Genomic DNA, 15,254 nt, shown 5'->3' on the forward strand with positions numbered 1-15,254 from the left:
ATATTGGTTAACTTATTTTACTTGCTGCTTGTTCTACTGCTTTCTCTATTCTATTGTAAGAAGCACATCTGCATAGATTCCCACTCATTGCGTCTCTAATCTCCTCTTTATTTGGATTAGGGTTCTGATCTAGAAAAGCTGCAGCGGTCATAATTTGTCCAGCTTGACAATATCCACATTGGGGAACATCAATTTCCTTCCAGGCTTGTTGTACTGGATGAGTAATGTCTTTTGACAAACCTTCTATCGTAGTAATTTTCATTTCTGTTGCTACAGAAACCTTTAATAAACAACTTCTTGTTGCGACACCATCCGCATGTACGGTACAGGCCCCACATTGTCCGATACCACAACCAAATTTAGTTCCAACCAGATCAAAATGATCTCGCAGAACCCATAACAAAGGTGTGTCTTCATCCGCTTCTACAGAAAGCGATTGACCATTTACTTTTAGATTATAAACAGGCATGAGTTTTATTTTTAGGATTTGTATTTAATTAGTCTAAATAAGAGAATAATCCCTAATTTGTTAATCAAGTTACTAAAAATACAGATCGACAAATTCAACTTTAACAGAGCTTTATGGTATCATTGTTTACATATTTTCAAAATCAGTTAATAATTACGAAATTCGCAAAAAAAATATTTCTTTGGCAAAGCACAAAATAGTTATCACCGGAGGTCCTTCAACAGGAAAAACATCTATTATTAAAAATCTTGAAGAAGAAGGCTTCTTTTGTTTTCCTGAATTTATTAGAAGTATTACCCAAGAGGTAAAAGATAATAACGATACTATAGAGATAGTCTCTAATCCAATAGTATCTGTTTCTGATCCATATGATTTTAATATGCAATTACTAAATGGTAGGATTGCTCAGTATAATGATCCTATTGCTAATGATAAAAATATCGCTTTTTATGATAGAGGAATTCCTGATGTCTTAGCATATATGAATCTGTTTAAACAAACATATGATAATACTTTTGTAGAAGCTTGCACAAAACACCCTTATAATCAGATTTTTTTATTACCTCCCTGGAAAGAAATCTATACTTCAGATGAACAACGTTATGAAAGTTTTGATGAGGCACAACAAATTCATCATCATTTATTAGAGATGTATTCAAAATTTGGATACAATTGTATTGAAGTTCCTTTTGGAAATGTAAAAGAACGTAGTACTTTTATATTACAACACGTAATATAGTATTGATGGCCACCCCTATCCAATTATTAAAAAAGATTTGGAATCATGATTCTTTTAGACCGCTACAAGAAGAAATCATCAATGCTGTTATAGAAGATAATGATACATTTGCTTTACTTCCTACTGGAGGCGGAAAATCCATTTGTTTTCAAATTCCTGCGCTATTTAAACCTGGAATTTGCATAGTTATATCTCCTTTAATTGCACTTATGCAAGATCAGGTTGAGCATTTGCAACAAAAAGGTATAAAAGCCATTGCATTAACCAGCGGAATTAAACACTCAGAATTAGATACACTTTTAGATAACTGTATTTATGGGAATTACAAATTTCTATACCTCTCACCAGAAAGGCTGCAACAGGATTTAGTACAAGAGCGTTTAAAGAAAATGAACATTAATCTTATTGCGATCGATGAAGCTCATTGTATTTCTCAATGGGGTAACGACTTTAGACCTTCTTACAAGAAAATCAAAATATTAAGAGAGATCAAACCCGCTGTTCCGATGATTGCTCTTACTGCATCAGCAACTCCTAATGTCGCGGATGACATTATTAAAGAGTTAGATTTATTTCAACCTAAAACCTTTAAACAATCTTTTTTTAGAAGTAATTTAGGATATATGGTTTATCATACTCTGGATAAAAGTGATAAACTTGTTCGAATCTTAAAACGATATCAAGGAAGTTCTATCATTTATGTTAGAAATCGAAAATCTGCGGTAGAGATTAGTGACTTTTTAAACGCTAGCGGATATAAAACAACTTACTATCACGGTGGTGTAGACTCTAAAGAAAAAACAAAACGTTTTCATCAATGGTTAAGGGAAGATATTAGAGTTATGGTTGCGACCAATGCTTTTGGTATGGGGATCGATAAAGCCAATGTAAAAACTGTTATTCATTATAATATCCCAGAGAGTATCGAAAGTTATTTTCAAGAAGCCGGAAGAGCCGGAAGAGATGGAGAGATTTCTTATGCTTTTCTTCTCAAAAACGAAAATGATATTATTAGAGTTCAAAATCAATTTATCAAAGTACTCCCTAATGTAGATTTTGTGAAATTGATATACCGCAAATTGTGCAATTATTTCAGGATATCCTATGGAGAGGGAGAACAAACTACCCATGGCTTTAATTTTAATGAATTTTGCAAGACTTACAGCCTTAGCACCTTAATAACATATAATGCTTTACAATTTTTAGATCGTTGCAGTATTATTAATTTTACACAACGATTTACTAAAAAAAGTTCCCTCCATATTACAACCACCGGAAATCATTTATTGGGATACTTAGAAAAAAATCCTCATTTAGAATTAACCACCAAAGCTATTCTAAGAACATATGGAGGTGTTTTTGATGAAGAAGTAAAAATAAATCTATCACTAATAGCTTCTAAAATAAATATAAGCGAAAAAGAAGTTATAGATGTTTTAAAAAGATTAGAAGAAGCAGAACTACTCGTTTTTAATAATCAATTAACTGATGCTGATATCACTTTTCTAGTCCCTAGAGAAGATGATCACACTATTAATCGCATAAAACCATTTATTGAAGAACTACACGCTTCTAAATCAAATAAGGTAAAAACCATGATTAGATTCGTGCAAAATGAAACAATATGTAGAAGTAGACAACTGCTTGATTACTTTGGAGAAAAGGATACTAAAGATTGTGGTATGTGCAGCGTATGTCGTGCTAATAATGTCAATTCAATTGATCCCCGAGAAATCAGAAATACAGTAATCAATCTTTTACAAAAAAATGAATTATCCTCTAGAGATCTTTTAATGCAACTAAAATGCCCTGAAGATATTGCCTTAAAAATCCTCAGAGAATTAAATGAACACAATATCATAAGAATTGATTCTTACAATAACTATCAACTAGTATAACATAATGAAAGACTTAAAAATTCTGTTTATGGGAACTCCAGATTTCGCTGTAGAGACCTTACGAACAATTATCGAAAATAATTATACCGTAGTTGGTGTTATTACAGCTCCGGATAGACCTGCAGGAAGAGGTAGAAAATTAAAAGCTTCTGCAGTAAAAGAATATGCCTTATCACAAAATCTACCTATACTGCAACCTACAAATTTAAAAGATGAGGGGTTTATCAAAAACTTAAAAGATTTAAATGCTAATTTAAATATTGTTGTTGCGTTTAGGATGTTACCAAAAGTAGTTTGGGACATGCCTACATATGGAACATTTAACCTTCATGCATCTTTATTGCCACAATATAGAGGAGCAGCTCCGATTAATTGGGCTATTATAAATGGAGAACAAAAAACGGGTATTACTACTTTTTTTATTGATGAAAAGATAGATACTGGACATATTATTCTTCAAAAAGAAATTGAAATACAAGATCATGAAACTGCTGGAACACTTCATGACACATTAATGGTAAACGGAGCTTCTTTAGTAATCGACACAATTAAAGCAATTGAGAACGAAACGGTCACAACCAAAATGCAGCCAAAAGAAGATAAAGAATTAAAAACTGCCTACAAACTCCATCGAGACAATACTAAGGTCAATTGGAATGATAATATCAAAACTATTTATAACCTCATTAGAGGATTAAGTCCATACCCAACTGCTTGGTCATTATTATATAATAAAGGTGAAGAAATTTCTATTAAAATATATGATACGGAAATAGAGGAAGAAGAACATAATTTTGATATTGGAAAAATTATCGTAGAAGATTCTATAATCAAAGTGGCAGTAGCCAATGGGTACATTATTCTAAATAAAATTCAACTTCCGGGGAAAAAAGCTATGGAAGCGAAAGCACTCTTAAATGGGTATACCTTTTACAAGGATGCTAAAATGGCCTGAGCCCTTGCTATCACTAGAGTAAGAAAATTCATAGAAAACGTACAGGTTTATTAACAATCGTGTTGAGTTATCAACAAAACCCCGTATTTACTGGGCTAATCCTTGCACGAATCATAAATCCGTATAAATTTGTAGAGCGTTTAACAAAAATTTGGTTTAACCAACAATTAATTTAAAAACAGAATTATGAACAAAACAGAATTAATCGATGCAATGGCAGCTGACGCTGGAATTACAAAAGCAGCAGCAAAGAAAGCTTTAGAATCTTTCTTAGGAAATGTTGAAGGTTCTCTTAAAAAAGGTGACCGTGTTTCTTTAGTAGGATTCGGTTCTTGGTCAGTTTCTAAAAGAGCTGCAAGAGAAGGTAGAAACCCTCAAACAGGTAAAACTATCAAGATCGCTGCTAAAAATGTTGTAAAGTTCAAAGCTGGTGCAGATTTATCTAGTTCAGTTAACTAATTTATTTAGTTTTTGATATTATAGAAAGCTCTCTTTTTAGGGAGCTTTTTTTTATGGATTATCAGTAAAAGTCAAACTTCCTCTTTGATTATTAAAAATAATTATTTAGTTTTAATACAAACTACACCAACTATGATTTCACTTCAACCTTCAAAAGGACATCTTCTGATTGCCGAGCCGTCTATTATCGGTGATGTTTCTTTTAATCGTTCGGTTGTGCTTCTTGCAGATCATAGTGATCAAGGTTCGATAGGGTTTATCATGAATAAACCTTTAGATTATGTTTTGTCTGATCTAGTTCCAGAAGTAGAATCAGAATTTAAAATATACAATGGTGGACCAGTAGAACAAGATAATTTATATTTTATTCACAAAGTTCCTCATTTGATTCCTAACAGTGTTGAAATTTCTTCTGGCATCTACTGGGGAGGTGATTTCTCTGTAGTATCAAGTTTAATTGAAGAAAACAAAATCACACCGAATGAGATTCGCTTTTTCTTAGGCTATTCTGGCTGGGATGCGGAGCAACTTATACAAGAGTTAGAAGCTAATTCTTGGGTAATTGTAAAAAACACCTATGAAAAAAATATCATTGGTAAATCGTATGATACTTTCTGGAAAGAAAAGATGATAGAATTAGGTGGAGAATATCTTCTATGGTCAAACGCTCCAGAAGATCCTAGCTATAACTAACCTCCTATTCTTATTCTTGCATTTAATACACCTAGCAACCTTCTTGTTACTTCTGATGTATATTCCTTTTTCCTAAACTTTGTAATAGGCTGTATTCCTGTAATTACATTGGTAATAAACAACTCATCAGCTTTCTGAAGTTCAAATGGCGAAATCGATGCTTCTTCTACCTCATACTCCGGTAATTTTTCCAAAATCCTCAACAATTGAGTACGCAAAATTCCTTTTAAACAACCATCAGCAACTGGTGGAGTCTTAATTTTGTTTCCCTTAATCAAAAACAAATTACCATTTAATGCCTCAAGAACCATTTTGTTAGTATTCAACAACAAACAATTTTCAAAACCATTTTCTTTTGTAAAAATACTTCCTAAAATATTTACCAACTTATTATTAGATTTTAATGTAGATAATAAATCAGGAGCTATGTAATGATCTTTAAACAATGTAACTTCATAAGAAGTACTAGAAATAGTATAAAATGAAGAATTTAATGGTGCTACAGAAATAGAATAATCTATACTATTAAAATTAGGAGTATACAATCCACCTTCTTTTCTATTAACAATAATTTTAACTCTAACGGATGAATTCATAAATCCATTTTCTTGAATAAGCTCTAAAATTTCTTGTTGTAAAAATTCCGGGGTAAAATTCATTGGTATTTCCATTCTAAGAATTCTCATAGAAGCCATTAATCTAAAATAATGATCTTCCCAGAAAAGAATTGTTCCCGAGTTTACACGAATCGTTTCAAATAATGCATCACCATATGCATATCCTCTATTAGCGATAGATAATGTTGCTTCATTATCTACGATTAAATTTCCATTAATATTGACCATAAAAAAAGCCCCTTATTACCAATAAATTATTGGGCGGGGCAAATATACATTATAAAACTAAAGGATTTATGCGGAACCTAAAACTTGTTTTAAATTACCGATCATATTATCCCATAACATTTTATTCTCATCAATTTCATCATCATCGGAGAAGTCAGTCACCATCAAGGAAACATCCTTTGTAATTTCATCAACCTGTATGCGTAATTCGAAGAAATAATCATTACCATCTTCATCATCTGCCATCCATCTAAATTTGATTCTCTCTCCGCTTTTTTTGCTTAACAGTTTTGCTTCCTCCTCACTATCATCCCAAATAAATGTAAACATTTCACCACGTGAATTTACATTATCCGAAAACCACTCGGAAAGTCCTGATGGAGTAGAAATATATTGATATAATAGTTGTGGAGAAGATTGTATTACAAATTCAAGTTCGTATTTTATTTTTTCAGACATATTGCAAATTGTTAGTAAGCCAATATATAGATTAATTATTTACTTTAAAAATATTGAAAAGAGTATTTGAAAAAATTAATTCTACTTTATTGTTTGCTACAATGCTTTTTGTTTTTATATTTGCACCCGAATTAAAATGATGTAGCATCTATTTGGCGAGGTAGCTCAGCTGGTTAGAGCGTTGGATTCATAACCCAGAGGTCGGGGGATCGTGCCCCCCTCTCGCTACAGTAATTCGTTAAAGCCCTTATTTTTAAGGGCTTTTTTATTTTTAAAGCCTTAAACAAAAAAAAGCCATCCACATTGATGGATGACTTATTCTTAAATTTAACGCTGTTATCAAACTTACATTTGTCTATTTAGCGCATCAATTTGTTTTGTTTTTTCCTGCATATACTTACTCATTTTTTCCATTTCTGCTGCAGGAAGCGTAGAAATTAATTTCCTATATTGTTTCGTTAAACTCGAGCTAGATTCACTTAGCTTCAAAAAGGCATCCATATCGGCCTTAGATTCTACAGCTTTTTTATATTTTGAAACATAAGCTTCGTAATCTCTTATATACTTTTTAGCTTCGGTACTGTTAAAAGAAGGAGCTCCTGCCGGAAGCTTTATCGTTTCTTTCTTAGGCTTCTTTTTTGTAGATTTCTTTTTCTTTTTTACTACTGGCTTCTTCTCTTCTACAACCTCTACAACATCTGTTGAGTCTACTGCTTCCTCGATTACATCCACTTTATCAGACTTAGGGTCTTTTTTACAAGAAACCACAGAAATCAATAAAAGGCATAAAAGAAATCTCAATAAGATATTTTTCATAATTATAGTTTTAGGGTAGTTAATATAGTATTATTTTTAGTTTGGTTTATAAAATTATTGGTTTATCTTACTTTAAAAGTAATTTCAATTCTTCTAAATTCATTGTTTCCTGGGATCCAGTTTGCATATTTTTAACGGTAAAATTCTCGTTTTCCATTTCTGAGGCACCTGCTAAAATTACAAATGGAATTTCTCTTTTATTCGCATATTTCATTTGTTTATTCATTTTAGCGCTATCGGGATAAAGCTCTGCAATTATATCATCTTCCCTGAGTTGATTTATACTCTTTAGACTATATAAGGCTTCTTCTTTTCCAAAGTTAATAAATAATGCTTTTGTAGATGGTGCTACTGTATCCGGAAACAAATCTAACTCTTCTAAAACGAGATAAATTCTATCTAATCCAAAAGAAATTCCAACACCACTAACATCTTTTAAACCAAAAATCCCAGTTAAGTCATCGTAACGTCCTCCTCCTCCAATGGACCCCATCTTTACACCTTCTGGTGCACCTACTTCAAAAATCGCTCCAGTGTAATAGTTTAAACCACGCGCTAATGTAACATCTAAATCAAGAGAAGCTTTATCAAGAGCTACTTCTGTAATCGCACTTACAATAAATTCCAACTCCTCTACTCCCTTCATCCCTTCTTCAGAAGACGCTAACAACTCTTTTAATTTATCAATTTTTTCAGAAGTAGTACCTGTAAAGTTAAAAAGTGGTTTTACTTTCTCTATAGCTGTCTCAGATATCCCTTTAGCAATCATCTCTTTCTTAACACCTTCCTCTCCAATTTTATCTAACTTATCTAGAGCAACAGTAAAATCAATCAATTTATCACTTGCTCCAATAACCTCTGCTATTCCTGAAAGAATCTTGCGGTTATTCATTTTAATAGTAACACCATCTAATCCTAATTTGCTAAATACTTTATCGTACAGTTGAATAAAATCAACTTCTTGCCATAAAGATTTACTCCCTACCACATCCGCATCACATTGATAGAACTCTCTAAACCTACCTTTTTGCGGACGATCAGCACGCCATACTGGTTGTATCTGATAACGTTTAAACGGAAAATCAATCTCGTTTTGGTGTTGTACTACATATCTAGCAAAAGGAACTGTTAAATCATAACGGAGTGCTTTTTCACTAATCTTAGTAGTCATCTTACTACTTTCTTTACTGTCATACAAAGTATCATCCACTTTACTAAGATAATCTCCACTATTTAATATCTTAAATATTAATCGATCTCCTTCCTCTCCATATTTACCCATCAACGTATCACTATTCTCAAAACTTGGAGTTTCTATAGGATGAAAACCAAACAACTGGAATTGTTCTTTGATTGTATTCATTATATAACTTCTCTTAGCCACTTCTATTGGAGAAAAATCACGTGTTCCTTTTGGTATGGATGGTTTTTGTGCCATGTCCGTTTCGTTCTATTTTTTAAATCATAAAAAATATTTCTAAACCAGAAATACTTCTACTAATTATCAATTATTAAAGGATGTAAATATCTAAAAAAGCTTTAAAATTTTACACGAAAAGCATAAAGAGTTTTACTTATATTAATAAAATTTACTTTTTTGAGTAACTTTAAGCTCATTTTGTAGTCTTATACTTCAAAAGATACTAATTCACCCATTATGTTTTCACTTTTTCGAGAGAATATCAGTATAGCTTTAGACTCTATAAAAGGGCAGCTTTTACGCACGATTCTTACTGTTTTGATTATTGCCATAGGTATTACTGCATTAGTTGGTATCCTAACATTTCTTGGAGCCTTAGAGAATACCATTACTGGAGATTTTGCCTCTATGGGATCTAACACCTTTAATATTCAGCGATATGAATTTACAACAAGACGTGGCGGAAGTGGCGAAAGAGAAAAGATAAATCCTATAATTAGTTATCGTAACGTAAGGCAGTTTAAAGAAAAATTTCAATATCCATTTTCTAAAACCTCCGTATCTTTTAGTGGCACCAGAAATGCAGAAGTTAAATTCGAAAATGAAAAAACGGACCCAGAAGCTTCTGTAGTTGGTGTAAATGAAAATTACTTAGAAAACACAGGGACTGAAGTAGAGTTTGGAAGAAGTTTTACCTTTTTTGATATCGAAAACAATAACAATGTTTGTTTAATAGGTTCTGATTTTAAAAAAAATATATTCAAAGACACAGATCCAATAAACAAAACAATCAGTATACGAGGTGTGAAATTTAAAGTTATTGGTGTTTTAGAAAGTAAAGGAGCAACATTTAGAGACAATCAAGATCTTAAGGTTTTAATTCCTTTACAGGTTGCACGCTCTATATACACATTACCAAATATCAATTATAACATTAGCGTTAAAGTTGACGACAAGCAATTCTTAGAAGGGGCTCAAGATGAAGCAATCATTACCTTTAGAAAAATAAGAGGACTAAATCCTGTAGAAGAAAATGATTTTGGCCTAGAACGCAGTGATGACCTAATCAACCGTATATCTAGTATTACATCCTATTTATATTGGGCTGCCTGGATTATCAGTATCATAACCATTTTTGGATCCTCTATTGCTTTAATGAATATCATGTTAGTTTCTGTTACAGAAAGAACCAGAGAAATTGGTGTTCGTAAAGCACTTGGAGCTAAAAAGAATACTATATCGAGCCAATTCTTTATGGAAACCGTTATCATCGGTCAAATAGGCGGTATCGTAGGTATTATACTAGGAATAACTATTGGAGCAATTATAGTAGCTGTATCCGGTTTTGAGTTTGCAGTTCCATGGTTAGCTATTTTTGCTGCAGTAATTACTTCATTCTTAACAGCAGTTGTTTCTGGCTCATACCCAGCGGTCAAAGCTGCGAGACAAGATCCTATTGAATCCTTAAGGTACGAATAGTCAATAATTAGCTTAAAAGAATGATCATGATTTTTGTTCAACTAGTTTTTCAAAATACTGATACAATTCACCTTTTGTAATATTAGCTCCTTGTAAAATAAGTTTAAACTTATCCATATTAGGATCTTCTGTGTATTCTTTATTTGCGTTATAAAAAGCTACTTGATCATCTAACAGGTTATTTCTTAACCAATCGTACCCTTCTTGTGTAGTAATATCTATATCAGGAAAATTCACTTTAATAGCAATTAAATGCATTTCTGTTTCACCAAGATAAAATAGATGTATTTGATCTTTAGAAAAATGTTCTAAATACTGAGCATTGCCCAAAACTCCTTCCCAAACCAAATCACTAAAAACATCTATCTCTTCTTCTGCTACTTCTGGTTTATTCTGTTTAATATCACTCCACTCATCTGCTGTTATAGATTGTGTAGCTAAAAAATTGATGAATTCTTGGTGTAATTCTTCTAACTGTTCTTTGGTAAGCCTGCGATATCTCATCTTTTCTAATAAAATTGGGTGCAAAAATAGTGATAATTAAAAATCCGCTCCTAATAAATCAAGAACGGATTTTTAAATCTAATACCGAAATTCTTTTTTTAGTTAAAAATATATCGAAGTCCTACCTGTGCTTGCCATCTAGAATCTAAGCTAAAGTCATTAGCAAAGGTGCTAGTTTGAGAAGTATCAAAAGAATACGTTGGAGTATTAGTAGCATCGACGGTAACTCCAATTGGTTGATCATTTACAGGAATTTCTATTACCCCCCAATCAGAATTTAATAAGTTACCAAAATTCAAAATATCAACACTCAACTGTATTGTATTTGTCTTATCACCTATTTGAAAGTTATAATCCTGTAATAACTTTACATCCCATCTTGCTCTCCAAGGACTCAAAATCGCATATTTCTCTGCATAATCCCCTCTACGCTCTCTTAGATATTCATCTTGCTGTATGTAAGCCTCTAAAGCTGCTCTTTGATCGTCTTGCTCGACAATTGTTCCACTAAAGTTATACGACGCAAGTTCAGATTCGGTAGGAATGTAAATCAAATCATTTAGAACTGAACCATCATTATTTATATCGCCTGAATATGTGTATGAAAATCTTCCTCCCTGAGCATACTCATAAAAAGCTCCTAAAGAAGTTCTCCATTGTTTATTTTTTCCATAACTAAAAGATTTATTTATCTGCCCAACAATCCTATGCTTATCACCATATCTAGAGGCGGTACTCACAGCTTGATTCACATTACCAATAGCGGGGTTTCTATCATACGCATCACTTGATATTTCTGCATCTAGTGAACTTGCATCTTCTGCCTCCAAGAAATTATAAGCAACACTAGCGAACAATCCATTTTTAAAACTTTTCTGAAGCTTAAATGACCAGTTAAATGAATAACCAACATTGGTATTCGTAAACACATAAGCATTGGTTGTGCCACCAAATTCATTTACCGCTCTATCAGACGCAAGATAAATAGGTCTTTCATCTGCTCCATTTAACGTTCCCGAAGGGGTAGATAATCCATAATTTCTTACCATTTGCGCGTTAATATCTTCAGTATAAATAATATCAGTAGAAGCTATCAAGCCATTTTTAAACTTATAATCTACACCCAAACTGTTTCTAAATACCTGTGGGAACTGAAAATCTGGAGCGGATGTGGTATAGAAAAAGAAATTTGGATTTGCTACCTGATTTCCTATCCACACGAATGGAAGACGTCCTGTAAAAATACCGGTACCTCCTCTAATTTGAATTGTTTTATCTCCCTTTACATCATAATTAAATCCTAATCGTGGAGAAATTAACAGCTTTTTAGAAGGTAGATCTAAACTATTCAAGTTTGTGGGAGTTCCATTTTCATCAAAATATGTAATTCCTGGTTGATAATTACCATCAGGAAATTCGCCTCCAGCCGCTCTTTCGATATTTTCGGCAATTTTATCTCTGGTATCAAAGAAAAGAGGTTGATCCACTCTAATACCATATGTAAGCGTAAATTGATCATTCATTCTCCATTTGTCCTGAGCATAAAATGCCAATTGCCCCACATTAGTTTCTGCCAACGCCCAATTATCAGTAGCATTATTTGTGTCAAAAACATTTTGAGCATTTGCCAAAGCCTCCGCAATAAGGCCATTGTTAATAGCTTGTTCAAAACTATTAGTGGAACCCGCCGTTATACGAACGCTATCAAAATCAGGAGCAAATGTACCTACTCCACCATCTCCATTAAAATAAGTATACAATCCGAGATTAAAAGAATTATCAAATTCGAATCTCTCAAAACTTCCTCCTAAAGTAATGGTATGTTTACCAGTAACTATATTTAGATTATTCGTTACCTGATATACTTTCTGTTCTAATCTATTATTAATAGAAAAAGGTTCGTGACCTGCCACAATATACCGTACACCATCTTGCGCTATATTAATCGGTGGAGCCGGAGCAGAAAATGGATCTCTACTATCATCAAAAAATGTATATCCAGCTTGAAATTTATTCGAAATATTTCCTCCAAAATTAGAATTCAGTTCTACTAAAAATGAATTGATCTTATTATTTATAGTATATCCAGCATTTCTAAACTGTAGTGTTGTTAAGTCTGGTCCTCTTCTACCAATAGCCTCTGGATTCGCAGGTAAATCCCTAGATGCGTCTAAAAAGTTGTAAATCAATGCTAACCGATGATTATTATTAATATTCCAATCAAGTTTTAAAATCCCTTTAGTTGATTCTGTATTATGCGTGTATCCTTCATAAGGCCCTGTTTCATAACCAAGTAAACTAAGCTGTTGAGAAACATAATCCAAATCTTCTGCTGACACTCTCGAAACATTAGCTCCAGTTACTCCTGGTCTAGCGGCTAAAAAATTTGAACCTAAATCTTCTCGATCATCAATTTCAAAATTCCCAAAAATGAACAATTTATTTTTTATTATTGGTCCTCCAACACTCAATCCATATTGAGCCTGGGTAAGGTCTGGAACAATAATATCATCATCCCCTACCTGATCTCCTGTTAAATCTTGATTACGATAAAAACCATATACGGTTCCTTTCCATTCATTAGTACCACTTTTAGTTACAGCATTTACTGACGCTCCTGTAAAACCAGCTTGGGTTACGTCATAAGGCGCCGTAGAAACCTGAATCTGATCTATCGCATCTAATGATATTGGCTGAGCATTTGCCTGACCACCTGGTGTTGCTGCATCCAATCCAAAAGGGTTATTAAAAATAGACCCATCTAGACTAAAATTATTAAACTGATCATTTCTCCCTCCAAAAGAACCATTACTAGAAGCTGTAGGTTCTAATCGATAAAAATCAGCTGCAGAACGTGTAATTGTAGGTAATGATTTTAACTCTCTATTCCCTATACTGGTTTCTGCTCCAGTTCTTTCACTACTAAAAGTAGCATTCTTATTGGTAGTGATTACTACTTCTTCAAGTTGATTATCATCTTCTATCATAACAACATCTATGTTATATGTCTGACCTAACTGAAGAAAAACATCATCATATACTTTCTTTTTAAAACCAACATAACTTATTGTTACTCGATATGGTCCTCCTACTCTTAAATTAATAAGATCAAAACGACCATCAAAATTAGTAGTTCCACCATACGTAGTTCCTGTAGGTGAATGTATTGCCGTAATATTTGCTCCAGGTAATAATTGATTAGCGTTATCGTACACTAATCCTGAAATATTAGAAGTTGTTACCTGAGCCTGAATTGTTATTGCCAATAATGCAAAAACTAAGGTTAAAAGAGTTTTTTTCATCGGTTGTTTTTTTGTGTGAACTAAATATAAATTAAACAAAAAAAACCGCTCAAATGAGCGGTTTTCTATATTATTATAAACCAGTTATCAACCGGTTTAAAAAATCAAATTATTTTGCTTGCGCAACTATTTCAAAAGCAACCGGTGTAATTACAGCTCTATGTAAACGAACAGAAGCTTCATATTGACCTAAACGCTTAATAGTTCCTCCAGGAACAGTGATAAACTTTTTCTCTAGTTCAACACCTTCTTTTCCTAATGCTTCAGAAACATCTGCATTAGAAACAGAACCGAATAACTTATCACCAGATCCTACCTTAGCAGCAATCTTGATTTCGAATCCAGCTATTTTCTTAGCTATTTTCTCAGCATCTTCGATTTCTTTCTTTTCTTTAAAAGCACGTTGTTTTAACGTTTCTTCTAATACTTTTTTAGCAGATGGAGTTGCTAATACAGCAAAACCTCCAGGGATTAGAAAGTTACGTCCATAACCGTTCTTCACTTCTACTACATCGTCTGCGAATCCTAGATTCTCAACGTCTTTCTTTAATATAAGTTCCATAATGTTATGACGAATTTTATTTTAATAAATCACCAACGTATGGCATTAATGCTAAGTGTCTTGCTCTTTTTACAGCAACACTCACTTTACGTTGATATTTTAGAGAAGTTCCAGTAAGACGACGAGGCAATAATTTACCTTGCTCATTTACAAATGCCATTAAGAAATCAGGATCCTTGTAATCAATATACTTAATACCTGACTTTTTGAAACGACAGTACTTCTTAGTTTTTGAAGTATCTATATTTAACGGAGTAAGATATCTAATCTCTCCATCTTTTTTTCCTTTAGCTTGTTGTTCTATAGATGACATAATTAAGCTTTTTGTTTGTTTCTATTTCTTCTTTTCTCAGCCCAAGCAATTGCATGCTTATCTAAACGAACAGTAAGGTAACGCATTACTCTTTCGTCTCTTCTGAACTCAACCTCTACTGTGTTGATAGCCTCTCCTGGTACAGTGTACTCAAATAAGTGATAAAAACCACTTTTCTTGTGCTGGATTGCATAAGCAAGCTTTTTAAGTCCCCAGTCTTCTTTGGATATCATCTTGGCACCGTTAGAAACAAGAATGTCTTCGTATTTCTTAACTGTTTCCTTTATCTGTTCTTCAGATAAAACGGGATTCAAGATGAAAACAGTTTCATAATGATTCAT

General features: G+C 32.9%; 16 protein-coding genes and 1 tRNA gene. 7 read left to right on the forward strand and 10 right to left on the reverse strand.

Annotated features, from left to right (window positions below; all coding sequences use genetic code 11):
- Positions 1-7: 7 nt before the first annotated feature.
- The gene (locus J8L88_RS06470; RefSeq protein WP_027391132.1) at positions 8-469 is read right to left on the reverse strand and encodes a (2Fe-2S)-binding protein; all 462 of its coding nucleotides are present in this window, start codon (positions 467-469) and stop codon (positions 8-10) included.
- A 181-nt stretch (positions 470-650) separates the two neighbouring features.
- Here J8L88_RS06470 and J8L88_RS06475 point away from each other — a divergent pair, with 181 nt between their 5' ends.
- The 5 genes from J8L88_RS06475 (at position 651) to J8L88_RS06495 (ending at position 5,213) form a co-directional block, all read left to right on the forward strand.
- Complete coding sequence (locus tag J8L88_RS06475) at positions 651-1,208, forward strand: AAA family ATPase (RefSeq protein WP_027391131.1); 558 nt, start codon at positions 651-653, stop codon at positions 1,206-1,208.
- A gap of 5 nt (positions 1,209-1,213) precedes the next feature.
- Positions 1,214-3,106, forward strand: a complete 1,893-nt coding sequence (locus tag J8L88_RS06480; RefSeq protein WP_211060287.1) for an ATP-dependent DNA helicase RecQ — start codon at positions 1,214-1,216, stop codon at positions 3,104-3,106.
- 4 nt (positions 3,107-3,110) lie between these two features.
- Positions 3,111-4,061 (forward strand): methionyl-tRNA formyltransferase, encoded by a 951-nt coding sequence (gene fmt, locus J8L88_RS06485; RefSeq protein ID WP_027391129.1) that lies wholly within the window; start codon positions 3,111-3,113, stop codon positions 4,059-4,061.
- A gap of 186 nt (positions 4,062-4,247) precedes the next feature.
- Entirely contained in the window at positions 4,248-4,520 is a 273-nt protein-coding gene (locus J8L88_RS06490) for an HU family DNA-binding protein (RefSeq protein ID WP_027391128.1), read from the forward strand.
- Between the two features lie 132 nt (positions 4,521-4,652).
- Positions 4,653-5,213, forward strand: a complete 561-nt coding sequence (locus J8L88_RS06495; RefSeq protein WP_027391127.1) for a YqgE/AlgH family protein — start codon at positions 4,653-4,655, stop codon at positions 5,211-5,213.
- Here J8L88_RS06495 and J8L88_RS06500 read toward each other — a convergent pair.
- Together J8L88_RS06500 and J8L88_RS06505 are read right to left on the reverse strand one after the other, a co-directional pair.
- Positions 5,210-6,058: an aminotransferase class IV gene (locus J8L88_RS06500; RefSeq protein ID WP_211060288.1), complete on the reverse strand. Its 849-nt coding sequence runs from the start codon at positions 6,056-6,058 to the stop codon at positions 5,210-5,212. The genes J8L88_RS06495 and J8L88_RS06500 overlap by 4 nt on opposite strands.
- Positions 6,059-6,124: 66 nt before the next feature.
- Complete coding sequence (locus J8L88_RS06505) at positions 6,125-6,517, reverse strand: START-like domain-containing protein (RefSeq protein ID WP_027391125.1); 393 nt, start codon at positions 6,515-6,517, stop codon at positions 6,125-6,127.
- Between the two features lie 154 nt (positions 6,518-6,671).
- Here J8L88_RS06505 and J8L88_RS06510 point away from each other — a divergent pair.
- Positions 6,672-6,745 (forward strand) — tRNA-Met (locus J8L88_RS06510).
- Between the two features lie 117 nt (positions 6,746-6,862).
- On the opposite strand, the gene J8L88_RS06515 is transcribed toward J8L88_RS06510, so the two are convergent.
- Together J8L88_RS06515 and hisS are read right to left on the reverse strand one after the other, a co-directional pair.
- A complete protein-coding gene (locus tag J8L88_RS06515) occupies positions 6,863-7,333 on the reverse strand; it encodes a hypothetical protein (RefSeq protein WP_211060289.1) in 471 nt (156 codons plus the stop codon).
- A 67-nt stretch (positions 7,334-7,400) separates the two neighbouring features.
- Complete coding sequence (gene hisS, locus J8L88_RS06520) at positions 7,401-8,771, reverse strand: histidine--tRNA ligase (protein ID WP_211060290.1); 1,371 nt, start codon at positions 8,769-8,771, stop codon at positions 7,401-7,403.
- 219 nt (positions 8,772-8,990) lie between these two features.
- Here hisS and J8L88_RS06525 point away from each other — a divergent pair, with 219 nt between their 5' ends.
- The gene (locus J8L88_RS06525; RefSeq protein ID WP_027391122.1) at positions 8,991-10,232 is read left to right on the forward strand and encodes an ABC transporter permease; all 1,242 of its coding nucleotides are present in this window, start codon (positions 8,991-8,993) and stop codon (positions 10,230-10,232) included.
- Positions 10,233-10,256: 24 nt separating this feature from the next.
- On the opposite strand, the gene J8L88_RS06530 is transcribed toward J8L88_RS06525, so the two are convergent.
- From J8L88_RS06530 to rpsF, 5 genes are all read right to left on the reverse strand, one after another.
- The gene (locus J8L88_RS06530; RefSeq protein ID WP_027391121.1) at positions 10,257-10,736 is read right to left on the reverse strand and encodes a DUF6495 family protein; all 480 of its coding nucleotides are present in this window, start codon (positions 10,734-10,736) and stop codon (positions 10,257-10,259) included.
- Between the two features lie 98 nt (positions 10,737-10,834).
- The gene (locus J8L88_RS06535; RefSeq protein ID WP_211060291.1) at positions 10,835-14,038 is read right to left on the reverse strand and encodes a carboxypeptidase regulatory-like domain-containing protein; all 3,204 of its coding nucleotides are present in this window, start codon (positions 14,036-14,038) and stop codon (positions 10,835-10,837) included.
- Between the two features lie 109 nt (positions 14,039-14,147).
- Positions 14,148-14,600, reverse strand: coding sequence for a 50S ribosomal protein L9 (gene rplI, locus J8L88_RS06540; RefSeq protein WP_027391119.1), 453 nt, complete (start codon positions 14,598-14,600; stop codon positions 14,148-14,150).
- A 16-nt stretch (positions 14,601-14,616) separates the two neighbouring features.
- Positions 14,617-14,916, reverse strand: coding sequence for a 30S ribosomal protein S18 (rpsR, locus tag J8L88_RS06545; protein WP_174412104.1), 300 nt, complete (start codon positions 14,914-14,916; stop codon positions 14,617-14,619).
- Complete coding sequence (rpsF, locus tag J8L88_RS06550; RefSeq protein ID WP_027391118.1) at positions 14,916-15,254, reverse strand: 30S ribosomal protein S6; 339 nt, start codon at positions 15,252-15,254, stop codon at positions 14,916-14,918. The genes rpsR and rpsF overlap by 1 nt, the downstream gene beginning before the upstream one ends.

Origin of the sequence: Aquimarina sp. MMG015 (assembly GCF_018100855.1) — a bacterium.
Lineage (GTDB): Bacteria > Bacteroidota > Bacteroidia > Flavobacteriales > Flavobacteriaceae > Aquimarina > Aquimarina latercula.

Coding starts and splice junctions, on each gene's coding strand:
- J8L88_RS06530 (WP_027391121.1), bottom strand. CDS start 10,736: ATGAGATATCGCAGGCTTACCAAAGAACAGTTAGAAGAATTACACCAA.
- J8L88_RS06480 (WP_211060287.1), top strand. CDS start 1,214: ATGGCCACCCCTATCCAATTATTAAAAAAGATTTGGAATCATGATTCT.
- J8L88_RS06500 (WP_211060288.1), bottom strand. CDS start 6,058: ATGGTCAATATTAATGGAAATTTAATCGTAGATAATGAAGCAACATTA.
- J8L88_RS06505 (WP_027391125.1), bottom strand. CDS start 6,517: ATGTCTGAAAAAATAAAATACGAACTTGAATTTGTAATACAATCTTCT.
- J8L88_RS06470 (WP_027391132.1), bottom strand. CDS start 469: ATGCCTGTTTATAATCTAAAAGTAAATGGTCAATCGCTTTCTGTAGAA.
- hisS (WP_211060290.1), bottom strand. CDS start 8,771: ATGGCACAAAAACCATCCATACCAAAAGGAACACGTGATTTTTCTCCA.
- fmt (WP_027391129.1), top strand. CDS start 3,111: ATGAAAGACTTAAAAATTCTGTTTATGGGAACTCCAGATTTCGCTGTA.
- rplI (WP_027391119.1), bottom strand. CDS start 14,600: ATGGAACTTATATTAAAGAAAGACGTTGAGAATCTAGGATTCGCAGAC.
- J8L88_RS06490 (WP_027391128.1), top strand. CDS start 4,248: ATGAACAAAACAGAATTAATCGATGCAATGGCAGCTGACGCTGGAATT.
- J8L88_RS06495 (WP_027391127.1), top strand. CDS start 4,653: ATGATTTCACTTCAACCTTCAAAAGGACATCTTCTGATTGCCGAGCCG.
- rpsF (WP_027391118.1), bottom strand. CDS start 15,254: ATGAATCATTATGAAACTGTTTTCATCTTGAATCCCGTTTTATCTGAA.
- J8L88_RS06515 (WP_211060289.1), bottom strand. CDS start 7,333: ATGAAAAATATCTTATTGAGATTTCTTTTATGCCTTTTATTGATTTCT.
- J8L88_RS06535 (WP_211060291.1), bottom strand. CDS start 14,038: ATGAAAAAAACTCTTTTAACCTTAGTTTTTGCATTATTGGCAATAACA.
- J8L88_RS06525 (WP_027391122.1), top strand. CDS start 8,991: ATGTTTTCACTTTTTCGAGAGAATATCAGTATAGCTTTAGACTCTATA.